This is a genomic window from Anaerovorax odorimutans (assembly GCF_024459955.1).
GTDB lineage: Bacteria > Bacillota > Clostridia > Peptostreptococcales > Anaerovoracaceae > Hominibacterium > Hominibacterium odorimutans_A.
Genome location: NZ_JANFXK010000014.1, coordinates 96,659 through 112,819, shown reverse-complemented (window position 1 = coordinate 112,819; position 16,161 = coordinate 96,659). Strand labels below are relative to the sequence as shown.

Here is a 16,161-nt window from a genome sequence, read left to right as displayed (position 1 = left end):
GATGGATACAGAGCCTGCGAAAAGCAGGAAGTGTATGGACATGGAGCGATAGATAACTGCTGAAAGCGGTGTATGTATCGCAATATGAGACACAAATTTATTATTATATAAAGGGAATCTTGTTTTAATACTGGTCAAAAGGCATATTTGCCTATCGGCCAGTATATTTTTTTGTAAAAGGGGGTGTGTGCATATATGGAAACAGCAAACAGATACACCAAAGAATACAAAATAAAAGCATATATAAAACAAAACGACAATCCCTATTGCTTCCTTAGTGGGGAAACCAAAGTGACCATGTGCTTTAGCGATAACAGCCAAACGATCGAAAACAGATTAAGGCAGTATTTCATCACAATGAATCGCCGTTAGCATACAAAGGCGGTAATTGGCACATTACAGTTTCAAAGGCAACCTATGATAAAATAGAAGTACATGAAACTGTGGTTAAAGGAGGAACCATGGGAACAAGACTTACAAAGGAGGGTAAAAACAGAAATGGCGTCTATTTTCGCAGTCAAGGTATGCCGATTGTTTGGAATATCGGAGTGTATATCCGGCTTTCCGTGGCCGATGGAAACGATGTAAGCCTTAGCGTAAAAAACCAGGACGCGATTATTAAGAACTTTTTGGAAAACGAATTCAATGAACCCTACAGGCTCTATAAAACCTATATTGACGATGGCGTCAGCGGAACCACCAATGATGAAAGAAATTCTTTTCAGCAAATGATTCGGGATATTGAAGGTGGAAAAGTAAACTGCGTAGTGTCCAAGATGCTGTCCAGGGTTTTCCGAAACTATTCTGACCAGGGATATTTTCTTGAAGAGTATTTCCCAAGGATGGGTATTCGGTTCATCACCTTGGAAGCCCCAAAAGTAGATACCTATATGAATCCCAACGTAGTGCATGGCTATGAGCTGCCTTTAAATGGAATCGTCAACGACAGAATTGCGGAGTCCGCGTCCATGTCGGTTAGACAAACCTTTCGCAATATGCGTAGAGAGGGAAAATTTCAAGGAGGCTTTCCGCCATACGGGTATATAAGAAATCCAGAAGATAAGTACAGCTTTGTCATAGACGAAGAGGCTGCCGGTATTGTACGACAAATTTTCCATTGGTATGTATTTTGCCGTATGAATTTAGAAGAAATAAGACGGACTTTAAATGAAAGAAACATACCAAATCCCACTGGCTATAAAGTCTCAAAAGGATGTAACTACCAAAATCCCGGGGTTCAGGGAAATGAAAGCTTCGCCTGGAGCGCCCGAACGATCAAGATGATTTTGCAAAATCGAACCTATCTGGGAGAGATGATACAAGGAAAGCTTACGGTAATAAGCTACAAAGTTCATAAGCAAATCCAAGTGCCCGAAGATCAATGGGCGTCTGTCGCCAATCGACATGAGCCGATCATAGAGCAAGAGGTTTTTGACAAAGCGCAAGAGCTGTTGGAATTAAACAAAAGTATGAAAAGCTACCAATCGGAACCGTCGCTGCTGTCAGGATTTCTCTATTGTGCGGATTGTAGACGGAAAATGCACAAAAGAAAAAACGGGAAAAGAGTCTATTATGCGTGCAGTACCTATTATAAAAGGAACAAAAATGACTGTACATCGCATTTTACTAAGGCGGATATCATAGAGAAGGCAGTATTGGAAGCAGTTCAGCTACAGATTTCTTTCGCAGATGTGGATGAAGTTTTAGAGGGCATCACCGAGCTGGATGAAATGGAATACCGCAAGGAACAAAAGAATCAGCTTAAAACCGTAAAAGCAAAAATAAAAAAACTGGATAAACAATTAGAAGCCTTGTATTTGGATTACAATAAACGTATGCTGACGGAGAAGGAGTACCTGGGTTTTCGGAAAAAATTCTGTACGCAGAAAGAGGCTCTGGAAAAAAGCCTTGCCCAGATGGATGCTAATCTGAATGATGAAAAACAGAGGCAGGCCAAGCGAGATCAATGGAAAGAAGTGTTCAGAAAACATAAGAATATCACGGAGCTTAACAGGCAGATTCTGGAGGAACTGGTAGATCGGATTTATGTTGATGAGGAAAAGAATATTACCATTCAGTTTAAGTTTGGGGATTTGTTCAAAGCCTACATATAAGAAATGCCAGTCAGTGGCTGGCAAATTAACACGGATGTATTATAGCGAGTTGATTTCAGCTTCTGTCCGGAGCAGACAAAGCTGATGGATACTTACTTTGGATACAAATTGCTGGACAGAAAACAATACGATATTCTTTAATTGATCCGACTTCACTACAAGGTGGAATAGGCGTGAAATTTGCTCGACATAGCTCACAAATTATAGTAGAATTAATATAGTTTATAGGCAGGATTATACTATATGGAAGGAAGACGATTATGACTACGATTATCAAACCATCTGCCGCTATCAGGCAGAATTATAATGAAATTGCAGCTCTGTGCAAAGAAAAAAGGGAACCTGTGTTTCTGACGAAAAATGGTGAAGGCGAATTGGTCGTTATGGATGTAGAGACATATGATCAAAGAGTAAAGCAACTAGAGCTAAGAGAAAAATTAATAGAAATTGAAGAGCAGAGAAATCTGGGAGTTAAAGATTTCTCTGCCAAAGAAGTCGGAGCTGAACTGCGGCAAAAGCTCAGGGAGTATGCGGAATGTATGAAGTAGTGATATCTCCTGTGGCAAAACAGGCTTTTGAAGATTATATGCTTTTGTTATTGTCGGATAAAGGAATCGGTACAGCTGAAAAGTTTATTGCCGCATATGAAGAGAAAATCGATACATTAGCACAACTGCCATACTCTGGCTGCGGGAGGATCCCTAACATTCCTTCCAAGTACAGAGTGCTGATGTTTTGGCCTCATTTGTGGTTTGTTTATCAAATCAAGGAAGGTGAAAGCCCTACTGTTTATATAGAACATGTCATAAATGATATACAGAATTACGGAGATTTTCTTTTTTGAACAAGAAAAAAGTGATTCGAGTATTCCCTGAGTGCGTATAGCCCTAAAATCTGCTTACCAAATTACACGGCTCTACCGGGCCCATGGGCAACTGCCTTACATACGGCAACGGCTGCTGCATGTGCATCCTCAGATGCCCGTCCTTTGGCCCGAGAGTCAGCATCACCCAGAAAGCCGGTAAGAGCGATATCATGGGCAAACGAAAAGACGGCGCCTTCGGAGCCTTTAGCGGATCAGGCAAACTGGAAAAAGGGTCCCTGTCCGATGAGATCCGCCAGCAGCTGGACGAATACGGAGTAGCCGTGATTCCGGTGCCGAAGGAAGAAATCGTGCCGGAGAAGCTGGACCTGAAGGTCTGCCAGCAGTACGCCCTGACTGAGTACGCGGAGAACATCGTGCTGCTGGATACGGGGTACGCCAAGATTATGACGCCATTCTTCCCGTTGGAAAGCCTGCGGCGAGTTCCCGGCTTTGAAAACGCCAGGTACGTGGACCCCTATGCGGGAGGGAAAGGTAATTCGATCCGCTATCTGTCCGTTGCCGAACGGGAAAACACCATGAAGGCCACGGGAATTGAAAACATTTTCTGCGGCGGAGAAAAATCCGGGTTATTCGTGGGTCACACGGAGGCCATATCCACGGGAAGCCTTGCTGGGCACAACGCGGTGCGGTATCTAAAAGGAATGAAACTTCTGGAACTGCCCATCGGTCTGGCGATCGGCGACCTGATCGCTTTTGCTAACAAAAACCTGAAAAAGGAAGAAGGGCTGATGACCCGCTACACCTTTGCCGGAGCGGAATATTTCAAGAGGATGAAGGAAAAGGGGCTGTACTCCATTGACCCGGAGGAAATCCGGGAGCGGGTAAAGCGATATGGTCTTGAGGATATTTACAGCGAAAAACTGATTTAACGCAAAAGCAGAGAGGGCCGCCTTGAATGAACGGCCCTCTCTTTTAAATCTGCGGGATTTTAGCAGACAAGTTTTTATTGAAATATCAATTTCATTTCTGTATAATAAAGACAAGAAGGATGGACCGTTGAAAACGGTTAGCCTAATGTGGTTAAAAAAGTAACCGACACTTTGCTACGAGGCGGTTACTTTTTATGTATTCGATCAAAACCATCACAATAACACCGCTTTCGCCACCCATTCATGCCTTTCCTTATTATAGAGGAACCATCCAACGATTTCGACATATTTATAGTAAAATTTTTACAATTCATTTGCGGCATCTTAGTGAAAAATAATTGACGGAAAAATCTGACTATGATATAATTAAACAAAATTAAAAGTCGGATGAAGAGTTGGGGAGAGACTGTAGCGGATACAGCGCCGAAGGTGAACAGAGCGAAAAACTCTCAGGCAAAAGAACCGAACTTGGACGACACTCTGGAAAGCAGCAATGCACCGAAGAAGATAAATCTTTCAGGTAAAGAGACAGAGCGCACAGACATAATTTGTTTGTGCGCTTTTTGGTATTTTAAAAAGTGAGGAGGAGCTATAATGGCAGAATTAAAGCAGACGCAACTGCACCAAGCCCATGTGGACGCAGGCGCCAAGATGGTCGATTTCGGGGGATGGGAGATGCCGATGCAGTACCCGACCGGAATCATCGCGGAGCATCTGTATACCAGACATGGGTGCAGCATCTTTGACGTATCCCATATGGGTCGGCTGATCATAAGAGGACCGGAAAGAGTGGGGTTTCTGCAGCACGTAATGACCGGAAATGTGCAGGCCTTAAAGCTGAATCAGGCGCAGTATTCAATCATACCCAATGAACAGGGAGGTGCCATTGATGATGCCTATGTGTATCGTTTTGAAGAGGACTATTTTTCCGTGGTAGTAAATGCCGCCAATACGGATACTGTGTGGGAGCATTTTTCCGAGAAAATCAAAGACTTTGATGCTGTTATGGAGAATGTGACGCCCCTATGGGCAGCCATTGCCGTGCAGGGGCCGGAATCCAAAAACATTCTGCAGAGAATCGTCGGCAGCGTGCAGCTGACAGAACCGATGAGAAATGAACTGAATACCCTGACTGTGCCTTCTTTGGATAATATGGTGATGCGGATAGCCAAGACCGGTTATACGGGCGAACCCATCGGCTATGAAGTGTATGTGAAGAGCGAATATGCCCGAAAGCTTTGGGACAGATTGATCGAAGAGGGAGCGAGACCGGCCGGCCTGGGAGCACGGGACACAACCCGCCTGGAAGCGGGAATGCCCCTGCACGGGCATGAGCTGGGGCAGGATGAAGAGGGAAAGGAAATCCCCATCTTTGCCATCCCCCTGGCAAAGTTTGCCGTCAGCTTCGCGGAGCAAAAGGGCGCCTATATTGGGCGAGGTCAATTGGAAAAACAGCAGCAGGCCTTTTTGCGGATACATAATCGGGACTTCTCCGACTGCGCCGCTCTGCCGCGGAGAATCATGCCCATCACCCTTCTTGGCAGAGGCGTAATGCGCGCCGGCTGTCCGGTGCTGAAGGATGGAAAGAAAGTCGGCTATGTTTCCAGCGGAACGATGGTGCCCTACTATGTGTCGGAAGGCAAAGGTCTGAGTACGAAAATCACGGAGCAGATCAACCGGCGGAGCATCGGCTTTTGCTATATTGACAGCACCATACTGACCGATGAACGGGTGCAGGTGGATATCCGGGGGAAAATGGTGGATGCGGTGATACCGGAATTTCATATGAAAAATGACGCGCCGCCGTACACCCGCGTGATTCTCTATCGCCAGAAGGAAGACGAACCGGCGGAAAAGACGATACCGGGACAGGACGCCGCTTACAAGCTGATTGGCGATACCCTGAGCAACCATATTTGGCGGCAGGAGGAATGCATAAACCTGATCCCATCGGAAATGTCCGCTTCAAAGGCCGTGCGTATGCTGGAAATCGCAGATCCCTCATTCCGGTATGCGGAGCATCGAAAAGTAGCCTCCTTTTATGACGAAGAAATCTTTTACTATCAGGGAACGGAATTTATCGGCCGGGTGGAAGAGCTGCTGATGGAAGAGATGAAACGCTATCTGGGCTGCAGGGAAGTGGAGACCCGCGTAATCAGCGGCCAGATGTCCAACACCTGTGTGTTCTCCGCTCTCGTTGATTTTAAAAACCGCCTGAATCGGAAACGGGAACCGCGGCGCCTCGGCTATGTGCTGAACAACCATATTATCAAGGGCGGCCATCTTTCCGCTCAGCCAATGGGCGCGCTGAAGGATTACATCGCTGTGGACCCGGTTACAGAACGAAAGGCAGTTGTAAATTTCCCCGTATGCGCCGAAGATCCGTATCGGATCGATGTTGAAGAAACGAAAAAAATCATCGACGAATACAAACCGGAATTAATCATTTTTGGCAAGAGCATGGTAATCTACCGGGAACCGGTAAAAGAAATCAGCCAGTTCGTCCGTGAAATGGGATATGATACGAACATTATGTACGATATGGCCCATGTTTTGGGGCTGATCGGCGACCACTTTCAGAAGCCATTCGAAGATGGCGCGGACCTGGTAACCGGCTCCACCCACAAAACCTTTTTCGGCCCGCAGCGGGGCATAATCGGGGGAAACTGGAAAGAAACCGATCTGAAATACGAGTTATGGGAAACCATCCAGTCCCGCGCTTTCCCGGGGAGTACCAGCAACCATCATCTGGGCACCCAGCTGGCGCTTTTGATGGCAGTTTATGAGATGAACGCGTACAAGGACAAGTATCAGAAAAATGTCATTGCGAGTGCCAAAAGCTTCGCCCAAAGCCTGAACAGAGAAGGGTTGAGGGTGGAAGGCGACCCGGCGCTCGGCTTCACACAAACCCATCAGGTAATCGTGAATGTGGGATACGGAACCGGGCCGGAAGTGGCACAGAGGCTGGAGGACAATAACCTGATCTGCAACTATCAGGCAACGCCGGTGGAAGAAGGCTTCACCGCCTCAGGTGCGCTGCGGCTGGGAGTGGCGGAAATGACCCGTTTTGGCTTTACGGAAAAGGAATTCGATGAGCTGGCCGGCCTGATGGCCGCGTGTATACTCAAGGGGAAAAACGTAAAAGACGAGGTAATAAAGCTTCGCAGCAAATTTACCGATATGAAATACTGCTTTGACGATTCAAGGATGAGCAAAGCCCTGGAAGACCTGGGCGTGCGTTTGGGACTGTAAACAGCGTCAATGGCGGCTGGCAGTGAGAAGGTCAACATTTAAAAGGGGTATACAAAGTAAATGATTTGTATATTTGATATTAGTTTATGGAGGTAAAATTATGAATTTCCCAAAAGAATTAAAGTATTCCAAAACACATGAATGGATTAAGATGACGGATGATACCACGGCTTTGGTAGGGCTGACGGACTACGCCCAGAAAGAGCTGGGAGATCTGGTATTTGTCAATTTGCCGGAAGAAGGAGAGGAGTTTGGCGTCGATGATGTTTTCGCGGACGTGGAATCGGTGAAAGCGGTATCCGACGTCCTGTCGCCTCTGTCCGGGAAAATTGCGGAAATCAACGAGGAGCTGCTGGATGAACCTCAGCTTATCAATGCCGACCCCTATGAAGCCTGGCTGGTGAAAATCGATGAAATTACGGCTTTCGCGGACTTCCTCAATTCCGAGGAATATGAAGCCTTCGTTGAATCCTTAGAAAAATAATGATCCTTGAAAGAGTAGCTAAAGGAGGTGTTTTAAATGGGCTCCTATGTTCCCAATACCGAGCAAGAACAGATGGAAATGCTGAAAGAGGCGGGGTTCGACAGCTTTGAGGACCTGTTTTCCGAACTGCCGCAGGAGATGATAATCCCGGAGGGGCCGGATATTCCGGCAGGGATGAGCGAACTGGAAGTGGTCCGCAAGATGAAGTCCGTGTCGGAGAAAAACAAGGTCTATAAGAGCTGTTTTCGCGGGGCGGGCGCTTACCGGCATTACATTCCGTCCATTGTGACCAGCATCGTTGAGAAGGAAGAATTTAAAACAGCATATACTCCCTATCAGGCGGAGCTGAGCCAGGGGATTCTGCAATCGATCTTTGAATATCAGACCATGATTTGCGAGCTGACCGGCATGGATGTTTCCAACGCATCTGTCTACGACGGCGCGGTCGCGGCGGCGGAAGCGGCGATGATGTGCAAAGACAAACGCCACGAAACGGTTTTCGCAGCTGACACCATTCATCCCAATGTGATGGAAGTCATGAAAACCTACTGCCGGGCATCCAATACCAAACTGGTCGTTGTTCCCCGGACGGAAAGCCATCTGATCGATGCCGATTCACTGCGGGAGCTTCTTGAAAAAGAGGAGAAGCCGGCCTGCTTTTACATGCAGCAGCCCAATTTTTACGGCCTTCTTGAAGAACCGGAGCCTTTGGTGGATTTGACGCATCAGGCGAAGGCAAAGTTTATTATGGGCTGTGAGCCCACATCGCTGGGAATCTTAAAGACGCCGGGTGAATATGGAGCGGATATCGCAGTGGGAGAAGGGCAGCCCCTCGGTATTCCCCTTTCCTTTGGAGGCCCGTACCTGGGCTACATGGCGGCAAAAAAAGATATGATGCGCAAGCTCCCGGGGAGAATCGTGGGAGAAACAACGGACGCTGACGGCAAGCGGGCGTTTGTTCTGACCCTTCAGGCCCGGGAACAGCATATTCGCAGAGACAAAGCCAGTTCCAACATCTGCTCCAACGAAGCCCTGTGCGCGTTAACAGCCTCGGTTTATATGGCGGCGATGGGGCCGGAAGGAATTGCGGAGGTAGCCAGGCAGTCGGCTGCGAAGGCCCACTATCTGGCAGAAAAACTCTGCGAGGCAGGCCTGGAAATCGACAGGGAGCATGAATTCTTTAACGAATTCGTCGCAGCTGTGCCAAGGGGCTCTGGGGTTTCCAATGAAGAGATTTTGCGGGCGCTGGAGGAGCAGGGGATTTTAGGCGGACTGCCTCTTTGGGAAGGACACCTTCTCTGGTGCGCGACCGAGCTCAATACAAGAGCCGAAATCGAGGAAGCCGCCGGAATTGTAACGTCGGTTTTACGCAAAGCAGCTGATGGAAAGGAGGCATAGCATGGACTTGATTTTTGAAAAAAGCACTTCCGGGAGAAGGCTTTCGGTTCTGCCTGTATGCGATGTGGAGGAAGTTAGTTTTTCTCCTGACCGGTGCAGAACGAAAGCACTGAGACTGCCGCAGATGTCGGAGACCGAAATCAGCAGGCATTACAGCAGACTGGCAGAGCGGGCGTACGGTGTAAACGATGGTTTTTACCCCTTGGGTTCCTGTACAATGAAGTACAATCCCAAGGTGAATGAGACGGTCGCGGCATATAAAGAACTGACGGATATTCATCCTTTGCAGCCGGAAGATTCGGTTCAGGGCTGGATGGAAATTTTGGATTCAGCGGAAGAATATCTGTGCGGGATCACGGGGATGGACGCCGTGAGTTTTCAGCCGGCGGCCGGCGCCCACGGAGAATTTACAGGGCTGCTGCTGATCAAGGCGTATCATACCGCCAATCATGATACAAAGCGAAACAAGATCCTGGTGCCGGATTCTTCCCATGGTACGAATCCGGCCAGTGGAGCCATGTGCGGATATGAAGTGATCAGCGTTCCTTCCAATGAAGACGGCGGTCTGGATTTAGAGCAGCTGGCAGCGATGGCCGGGGAAGACACGGCGGGCCTGATGCTGACCAACCCCAATACACTGGGGATCTTCGACAAAGATATCCTGAAAATCACGGAAATCATCCATGAGGCGGGAGGACTGTGCTACTATGACGGAGCAAATTTAAACGCCATCATGGGAATTGTCCGCCCGGGCGACATGGGATTTGATGTGATGCACATGAATTTACATAAAACCTTTTCCACGCCCCACGGCGGAGGCGGTCCGGGCAGCGGCCCCGTAGCCTGCAAGGAATTTCTTGCGCAGTATCTGCCGGGAAAGAGGGTCAGCAAAACGGAAGGCGCCAATGGCGGACAGTATTGCTTTGCCTCCCCGGAACGTTCTTTCGGGTCAGTGGGTATGTTTTACGGCAATGCGCTGGTGGTGGCGAAAGCGCTGGCCTATCTGCTGGTTCTCGGCCGGGAAGGCGTGCCCTATACGGCGAAGAACGCGGTACTCAATGCCAAGTACATGAAAGCGAAGCTGGAAGACGTTTATTCCATTCCATACAGCGAGGCCTGCATGCACGAGTTTGTCATCAGCGCGGAAGACCTGAAACGGGAAACCGATGTGACCGCCATGGATGTGGCAAAAGCCATGATTGATTACGGGATCCACCCGCCCACTGTGTACTTCCCGCTGATCGTAAAGGAAGCGCTGATGATCGAACCGACGGAAACGGAAACCAGAGAAACCCTTGACGAAGCAATATCCATATTGCGGAAGATACGAGAAGAAGCGTATGAGAACCCGGAAAAGCTTGCCGGCGCCCCGCACAAAGCGGCCATAAAGCGGCCCGATGAAGTAACCGCCGCCAGACATCCGCTGGTCCGCTATTCGTTCGCTGAGTGTGAGAACGATGATTAAGCGATTATGGCTGTTGGACACAGCGGAAACGCTGCCGTACAAAAACCTGGCGGTAGAAGAATATCTGACCATGAACGTGCCGGAGGAAACGTGCATTTTATTCCTGTGGCGCAACCGTCATACGGTTGTGATCGGAAGGAACCAGAACCTGCTGAAGGAATGTGACGTGGAAAGGGCGGAGAAAGACGGTATATTTATGGTCAGGCGGCTTTCGGGAGGCGGCGCCGTATTTCACGATCTGGGAAACCTGAACTTTACCTTTATCGTCAGAAAAGAGGATTATGACATCTCCCGGCAGATCGGAGTGATTCTCGCGGCGCTGGAGAATCTGGGCATTACAGCGGAGCAAACAGGCAGAAACGATGTGACCGTCTGCGGTGCCAAGATATCAGGGAACGCGTTTTATCGGATGTCCGGGCGTTGTTACCATCATGGTACCCTGCTGATCGACACGGATAAAAACAAAATCGAAAAATATCTGCGAGTCTCAAAGGAAAAGCTTGCGCTCAAGGGCGTTGATTCTGTCAAATCACGGGTGGCCAACCTCCGGGATTTTAAGGCGGACATTACGGTCAGCGAAGTTAAGGAAGCTCTGGAAGATGCCTTTGGCCGGGTCTACGGCCTGCCGGTGAACCGCTTATCAGAAGAGACTCTGCCGTCAGGGACCATCGATCCGCTTGTGCAGAGATATCTTTCGGAGGAGTGGAACCGGGGCGAGAACCGCTTTTATAACCGGAGGCTGAAGCAGCGCTTCGATTGGGGCGACATAGAGATGCTTCTTCAAATTAAAAAGGGCATCGTCAAAGAGGCAGATATTTATTCGGATGCCATGGACCAGGATTATATCTCGCGTATGAAAACAAGTCTGGCAGGATGTGAATCTTCCAAGGAACGTTTAACAGCGGCCATTGACCGGGTTGCCGTTTCGCAGAACAATTTGTCGGATTCCATGATCGAGCGAATCCGCAGCGATGTGAAAGCGCTGATCCAAAACAGCGATCTGCAGTGAGGCCGGAGATGGTTTTAACCTGTTTGAACATTGAACGACGCAAGGAGCGAAGAAATGGAAAAGAAATATGACTTGATTATAATCGGGGGCGGACCCGGCGGGACGGATGCCGCGGAAGCAGCGGCGAAAAGAGGCCTGAAAACAGCGATCGTTGAAAAAAGCGCCATCGGCGGAACCTGCCTGAACAGGGGCTGCATCCCGACGAAAACGATTTTGCACACAGCGGGCATCTATCGGGAGGCGAAAAACGGCGGCTGCCTCGGCCTCGTCAATCAAGAGGGATTGAAGATCGATGCCGCCGTTCTGCAGGACCATAAGAATGAAATCTTAGAAAAGCTGCGGGACGGACTGACCTATACTATGGAGCATTGCAAGGTTGACATCATTGAAGGAACCGGAACGATCCTTGACAGCAGGCGTATAAAAGTCGGCGAGCGGCTGCTGGAAACAGAGCGTATCCTGATTGCTTCGGGTTCGACATCCATGAAGCTGCCCATAGAGGGAAGCGATCTGCCCAATGTGGTAACCAGCGATGAGCTGCTGGCATCGGTGCGCGTTCCCGACAGCATGGTGATCATCGGCGGTGGCGTGATTGGCATGGAATTCGCTGCCATATACAGCGATTTTGGCTGCCGTGTCACGGTCCTTGAATCCCTGAAACGGGTGCTTGATAATTTCGATAAGGAAATCGGCAGAAGCATAGCTATGATACTGTCCAAACGAAATGTGGATATCCATACAGAAGCCAAAGTGAATTCCATCGCCCGGGCTGATGATGAGCAGAGACTGATCTGTGAATATGAGGAAAAGGGGAATGTCTGTCGGGCCGAAGGAGAACTGGTTCTGATAGCGGCCGGGCGCTCTCCGTATGTGGAGTGCCTTTTCAGCGATGAAAGCTCTTCCGAAGTAAAACAAATGAAACGGGAACACGGCTATATCGCGGTCAATGATCGCTATGAGACCAGCGTTCCGGGGATTTACGCCATTGGCGATGTGACAGGCGGCATTCAGCTGGCCCACGCGGCCAGCGCGGAGGGCGTAAACGCAGTGGCCTGTATGGCCGGGGATCCGCCGCCTTTCAACCTGGACCTGGTACCGTCCTGCGTTTATACGGAGCCGGAGATCGCCAGCGTCGGACTTACGGCTGACCTTGCCAAAGCGGCCGGGCGGAAGGTCATAACAAGGAAATATCCAATGGGCAGCAATGGAAAATCCGTCCTGACGATGCAGGAACGGGGATTCATTAAAATAATCGCTGACGCCGAAAGCGAGAAGGTTTTAGGCGCGCAGCTGATGTGTGCCAGAGCGACCGATATGATTACACAATTTTCCCAGGCAATCGCAGCGGGTCTCAGCCTGAACCATATGGCGGAGATTCTTTATCCCCACCCCTCTTTCTGCGAAGGGATCGGAAAGGCCGCAGCCAAATGATAACAGGACTTCTCCTGAAAGATATGATATTGAAGGCTGAAAACGGGAAAGACTGCGGAGATTTTCGCGGTCTTTTTGCTTTTACAGCAAAATTCGCTAAAAAATCGACAAGAATAACAATCCATTATATGCAATTTATTTTATAATAAACAGGTATAATAAAATGGGAGGTAGCCACATGCATATTGCGATTTGCGAAGACAACCTGATGGATGCGCAGCGGCTCACATCGATGATCGACATGGCTCATACCTATGAAGTCTATTCCAGTGGGCAGAAACTGATTTCTGAAATGGAAGAATTATCTGCTCATTTCGATTTATATCTTCTCGATATTTTTCTGGACGATAACATGGACGGTGTCCGGCTGGCGCACAAGATACGCGACATAGATTCTGAGGCCTTGATTTGTTTTGTTTCCGCCAGCGATGATTTTTACCGGGAGGCCTATGACTTATATGCTTTTCAATATCTGGTCAAACCGGTGGGCCGTCAGGATTTTGAGAAAATGCTGGAGCGGGCGGCTCATACCATCAGACGCAACAGAGAAAGGGTCGTGACCTTTGAGCGGTACGGAAAACCCTATGCGATTCCTTACGGAGACATTCTGTACATTGCCAGCCAGGGGCATCGCCTTCTGTATAAATGCAAAGGCGGAGTGAAATATCAAAGCAACGGCAAACTCCAGGACGTGGCGGAAAAGCTGGACCCGGAAGTGTTCGCCCGCTGCCATCAGAGTTTCCTTGTAAATTTATATAACGTGGACGACTTGAAGCAGAATATGTTTTTGTGCGAAGGTGAAGAAATTCCGATTTCCCGCCCCTATTATAAGGACGTGAAGAAGCAATACAGGAAAGCACTTTTTGATAGCTTTGATTAGGAGAATATACTATGGAGACTTTACGTCAATTATCGATCATATGGGCACTGTTTCACGTATTTGTATTATTCATGATTATCTACCGATCCCGATATTCTTTTAAAACGACGATTACTGCTACGGTAACCTGCATTGGAATCATGGTCGCAGGCAATATATGGGGACTGATTGTGCTTGGCATAGATGTTATGGGAAAGTATTTTATTCTGACCTGCACGCTGCCCAGCATGATCTTCTATTTCTTTATGTCAAAGGACCGGGGCGGCCGTTTCTTTTTTACTTTTTGTCTTGTAGATACAATAATCCTCTGGCTTATGATTGTAACAAACTTAATCGATGTTTACATTCATGGGAAGGGCGTATTCATGCTGGTGAGCAGACTGCTTATTTTTCCGGCAGCGGAAGTGCTGGCATATAAATATGTACGAAAGCCCTATCTGGAAGTGCAGAGCAATGTAAAACGCGGATGGATTGTTTTTGCCGCGATGACAGCTCTGTATTATCTGCTTCTGGCTGTAATGGGAAATTGGCCGGCGCCGATTACCGACAGACCCGATGATTTACCGGCCATGCTGATGATTCTGCTGTTAATGCCCATGACTTACCTGGTTATCTTCGCGGCTCTTTATCGCCAGATATTGCTGTTTCGGACGCAGCAGAGTCAGCGGGAACTGCAGACCCAGCTGGAACATTATCGAATTCAGCTGGATAATCAGCAGATGGTTCGTAAAATGAAACACGATATGAAAGGGCACTTTACCGCGCTGTCGGGAATGCTTTCCGAGGGAAAAGTGCAGGAAGCCAGATCCTATCTGGAGGAAGTGGGGGATTATCGGGAGGAACTCAGCGGCCAGCAATATTGCGCGGATCCCTATTTAAATGGTGTGATCAGTCAATTTGTGATCCGTTTTGAGGAGCTGGGCGTCAGCCCGGAGCTTTCCATTTCCGTCGAAGCAGTCTTCAAACACAGGGTAGAACTGTGCCTGATTTTGTCCAACGCACTGGAAAACGCCCTGGAAGCCACGGAAAAACTGCCGGCCGCAGAGCGGTTTGTCAGCATACAAATGCAGAGAAAAAACAAGGACTTATTGCTGCTTCGAGTGAAAAATAACTGTGATAAGAATCTTTATATCAGGGAAGACCATCTGCCGCAGTCCGATAAAGAAGAGCCGGGCCACGGATACGGTCTCAGAACCATAAAGGATTTATCCGGCCGGCTTAACGGAGAAATGGTATGCTTCGCGGAAGGCGGGATGTTTGTTCTTGACGTAATGGTAAAAATTTAAAGACATAGACGGTTGACCCGGCGGCGCTGACCCGATATAATATAAATAACATATGTCAATAACAAAAGAGAGGAAATTAGAAAATGGAAGAAAATACAAGAGGCTGCAGCGATACCGGATGCACGGAAGAATGCTGCAGCGGATGTGAACACGCATGTGGAGATCAGCAGCCTGAGAGCCTGATCGAACCGACCAATGAATACAACAATATTAAAAAAATAATCGGCGTTGTCAGCGGAAAGGGCGGCGTGGGGAAATCCCTGATAACGTCCCTTTTGGCAGTAACGATGCAGAGAAAAGGCTACAAAGCGGCGATTCTGGACGCGGATATCACAGGCCCGTCCATCCCCAAGGCTTTTAATCTGAAAGAAAAGGCCGTGGCCAATGAACTGGGAATCTTCCCGATCAAGACAAAGACCGGAATCGGCACCATGTCCGTAAACTCTCTTCTGGAAGACGATACGGATCCGGTAGTTTGGAGAGGCCCGGTCATTGCGGGAACCGTAAAACAGTTCTGGACCGATGTGCTCTGGGGCGATGTGGACTACATGTTCATCGATATGCCGCCGGGTACGGGCGATGTGCCACTGACGGTATTCCAGTCCATTCCGGTGGATGGCATTGTCATCGTCACCTCCCCGCAGGAGCTGGTATCGATGATCGTTTCCAAGGCCGTTAAGATGGCCCAGCTGATGAATATTCCAATCGTGGGACTGGTGGAAAACATGTCCTACTTCACCTGCCCGGACAATGGAAAAGATTACAAAGTGTTTGGAGACAGCCATATTGAAGAGGTTGCAAAACAGCACGATCTGGAAGTGCTGGGGCGTCTGCCGATCGATCCCAAGCTGGCTGCGGCCTGCGACAAGGGAATGATCGAGCTCTTTGAAGGTGATTGGCTGGAAGCTCTGGCCGAGAAACTGGAGAAAATGGAGTAGCCGCCGGGAAGATAAGGAGAAGCGTATGGATTTGCAGGGACAGAACTGGATGCCTTGGGCGCTTGCCGGAGTCATCATCGTAGTAATGGTTTTATATGCGCTGGAAATGCGGCGAAGAAGGAACAAAAGAAAGTAAGAAAAGAGAGGGA

At 48.6% G+C, this 16,161-nt stretch carries 14 protein-coding genes and 1 riboswitch; all 14 genes read left to right on the top strand.

Translation table 11 applies throughout. From position 1 onward, the window contains the following. The first annotated feature begins 195 nt into the window (after nt 1-195). The 14 genes from NE619_RS19310 to NE619_RS12660 all read left to right on the top strand — a co-directional run bounded on the left by NE619_RS19310 (nt 196) and on the right by NE619_RS12660 (nt 16,012). Entirely contained in the window at nt 196-372 is a 177-nt protein-coding gene (locus NE619_RS19310; protein ID WP_420314508.1) for a DUF6870 family protein, read from the top strand. Between the two features lie 89 nt (nt 373-461). After that, nucleotides 462-2,114, top strand: coding sequence for a recombinase family protein (locus NE619_RS12720; RefSeq protein WP_256132805.1), 1,653 nt, complete (start codon nt 462-464; stop codon nt 2,112-2,114). Between the two features lie 260 nt (nt 2,115-2,374). Further along, nucleotides 2,375-2,662: a type II toxin-antitoxin system Phd/YefM family antitoxin gene (locus tag NE619_RS12715; protein WP_256132804.1), complete on the top strand. Its 288-nt coding sequence runs from the start codon at nt 2,375-2,377 to the stop codon at nt 2,660-2,662. Beyond that, the gene (locus NE619_RS12710) at nt 2,650-2,958 is read left to right on the top strand and encodes a type II toxin-antitoxin system RelE/ParE family toxin (RefSeq protein ID WP_256132803.1); all 309 of its coding nucleotides are present in this window, start codon (nt 2,650-2,652) and stop codon (nt 2,956-2,958) included. Before NE619_RS12715 ends, NE619_RS12710 begins: the two co-directional genes overlap by 13 nt. Nucleotides 2,959-3,041: 83 nt before the next feature. After that, on the top strand, nt 3,042-3,869 hold the full coding sequence (locus NE619_RS12705) for an FAD-dependent oxidoreductase (RefSeq protein ID WP_330640745.1): 828 nt from the start codon (nt 3,042-3,044) through the stop codon (nt 3,867-3,869). A gap of 387 nt (nt 3,870-4,256) precedes the next feature. After that, nucleotides 4,257-4,344: riboswitch (glycine riboswitch) on the top strand. A 119-nt stretch (nt 4,345-4,463) separates the two neighbouring features. Continuing rightward, on the top strand, nt 4,464-7,121 hold the full coding sequence (gene gcvT, locus NE619_RS12700; RefSeq protein WP_256132802.1) for a glycine cleavage system aminomethyltransferase GcvT: 2,658 nt from the start codon (nt 4,464-4,466) through the stop codon (nt 7,119-7,121). Between the two features lie 100 nt (nt 7,122-7,221). Then, nucleotides 7,222-7,605 (top strand): glycine cleavage system protein GcvH, encoded by a 384-nt coding sequence (gene gcvH, locus NE619_RS12695; protein WP_256132801.1) that lies wholly within the window; start codon nt 7,222-7,224, stop codon nt 7,603-7,605. A gap of 36 nt (nt 7,606-7,641) precedes the next feature. Further along, nucleotides 7,642-9,003, top strand: a complete 1,362-nt coding sequence (gene gcvPA, locus NE619_RS12690; RefSeq protein WP_256132800.1) for an aminomethyl-transferring glycine dehydrogenase subunit GcvPA — start codon at nt 7,642-7,644, stop codon at nt 9,001-9,003. 1 nt (nt 9,004) lies between these two features. Further along, complete coding sequence (gene gcvPB, locus NE619_RS12685; RefSeq protein ID WP_256132799.1) at nt 9,005-10,468, top strand: aminomethyl-transferring glycine dehydrogenase subunit GcvPB; 1,464 nt, start codon at nt 9,005-9,007, stop codon at nt 10,466-10,468. Further along, nucleotides 10,461-11,477: a lipoate--protein ligase gene (locus NE619_RS12680; RefSeq protein ID WP_256132798.1), complete on the top strand. Its 1,017-nt coding sequence runs from the start codon at nt 10,461-10,463 to the stop codon at nt 11,475-11,477. The genes gcvPB and NE619_RS12680 overlap by 8 nt, the downstream gene beginning before the upstream one ends. A 54-nt stretch (nt 11,478-11,531) precedes the next feature. Continuing rightward, on the top strand, nt 11,532-12,908 hold the full coding sequence (lpdA, locus tag NE619_RS12675) for a dihydrolipoyl dehydrogenase (protein WP_256132797.1): 1,377 nt from the start codon (nt 11,532-11,534) through the stop codon (nt 12,906-12,908). 178 nt (nt 12,909-13,086) lie between these two features. Further along, nucleotides 13,087-13,788 (top strand): LytR/AlgR family response regulator transcription factor, encoded by a 702-nt coding sequence (locus NE619_RS12670; protein ID WP_256132796.1) that lies wholly within the window; start codon nt 13,087-13,089, stop codon nt 13,786-13,788. Between the two features lie 11 nt (nt 13,789-13,799). After that, complete coding sequence (locus tag NE619_RS12665; RefSeq protein WP_256132795.1) at nt 13,800-15,074, top strand: sensor histidine kinase; 1,275 nt, start codon at nt 13,800-13,802, stop codon at nt 15,072-15,074. 83 nt (nt 15,075-15,157) lie between these two features. Continuing rightward, nucleotides 15,158-16,012: an Mrp/NBP35 family ATP-binding protein gene (locus tag NE619_RS12660; protein WP_256132794.1), complete on the top strand. Its 855-nt coding sequence runs from the start codon at nt 15,158-15,160 to the stop codon at nt 16,010-16,012. Nucleotides 16,013-16,161 lie beyond the last annotated feature (149 nt).

Coding starts and splice junctions, on each gene's coding strand:
- NE619_RS19310 (WP_420314508.1), top strand. CDS start 196: ATGGAAACAGCAAACAGATACACCAAAGAATACAAAATAAAAGCATAT.
- NE619_RS12720 (WP_256132805.1), top strand. CDS start 462: ATGGGAACAAGACTTACAAAGGAGGGTAAAAACAGAAATGGCGTCTAT.
- NE619_RS12715 (WP_256132804.1), top strand. CDS start 2,375: ATGACTACGATTATCAAACCATCTGCCGCTATCAGGCAGAATTATAAT.
- NE619_RS12710 (WP_256132803.1), top strand. CDS start 2,650: ATGTATGAAGTAGTGATATCTCCTGTGGCAAAACAGGCTTTTGAAGAT.
- NE619_RS12705 (WP_330640745.1), top strand. CDS start 3,042: ATGGGCAACTGCCTTACATACGGCAACGGCTGCTGCATGTGCATCCTC.
- gcvT (WP_256132802.1), top strand. CDS start 4,464: ATGGCAGAATTAAAGCAGACGCAACTGCACCAAGCCCATGTGGACGCA.
- gcvH (WP_256132801.1), top strand. CDS start 7,222: ATGAATTTCCCAAAAGAATTAAAGTATTCCAAAACACATGAATGGATT.
- gcvPA (WP_256132800.1), top strand. CDS start 7,642: ATGGGCTCCTATGTTCCCAATACCGAGCAAGAACAGATGGAAATGCTG.
- gcvPB (WP_256132799.1), top strand. CDS start 9,005: ATGGACTTGATTTTTGAAAAAAGCACTTCCGGGAGAAGGCTTTCGGTT.
- NE619_RS12680 (WP_256132798.1), top strand. CDS start 10,461: ATGATTAAGCGATTATGGCTGTTGGACACAGCGGAAACGCTGCCGTAC.
- lpdA (WP_256132797.1), top strand. CDS start 11,532: ATGGAAAAGAAATATGACTTGATTATAATCGGGGGCGGACCCGGCGGG.
- NE619_RS12670 (WP_256132796.1), top strand. CDS start 13,087: ATGCATATTGCGATTTGCGAAGACAACCTGATGGATGCGCAGCGGCTC.
- NE619_RS12665 (WP_256132795.1), top strand. CDS start 13,800: ATGGAGACTTTACGTCAATTATCGATCATATGGGCACTGTTTCACGTA.
- NE619_RS12660 (WP_256132794.1), top strand. CDS start 15,158: ATGGAAGAAAATACAAGAGGCTGCAGCGATACCGGATGCACGGAAGAA.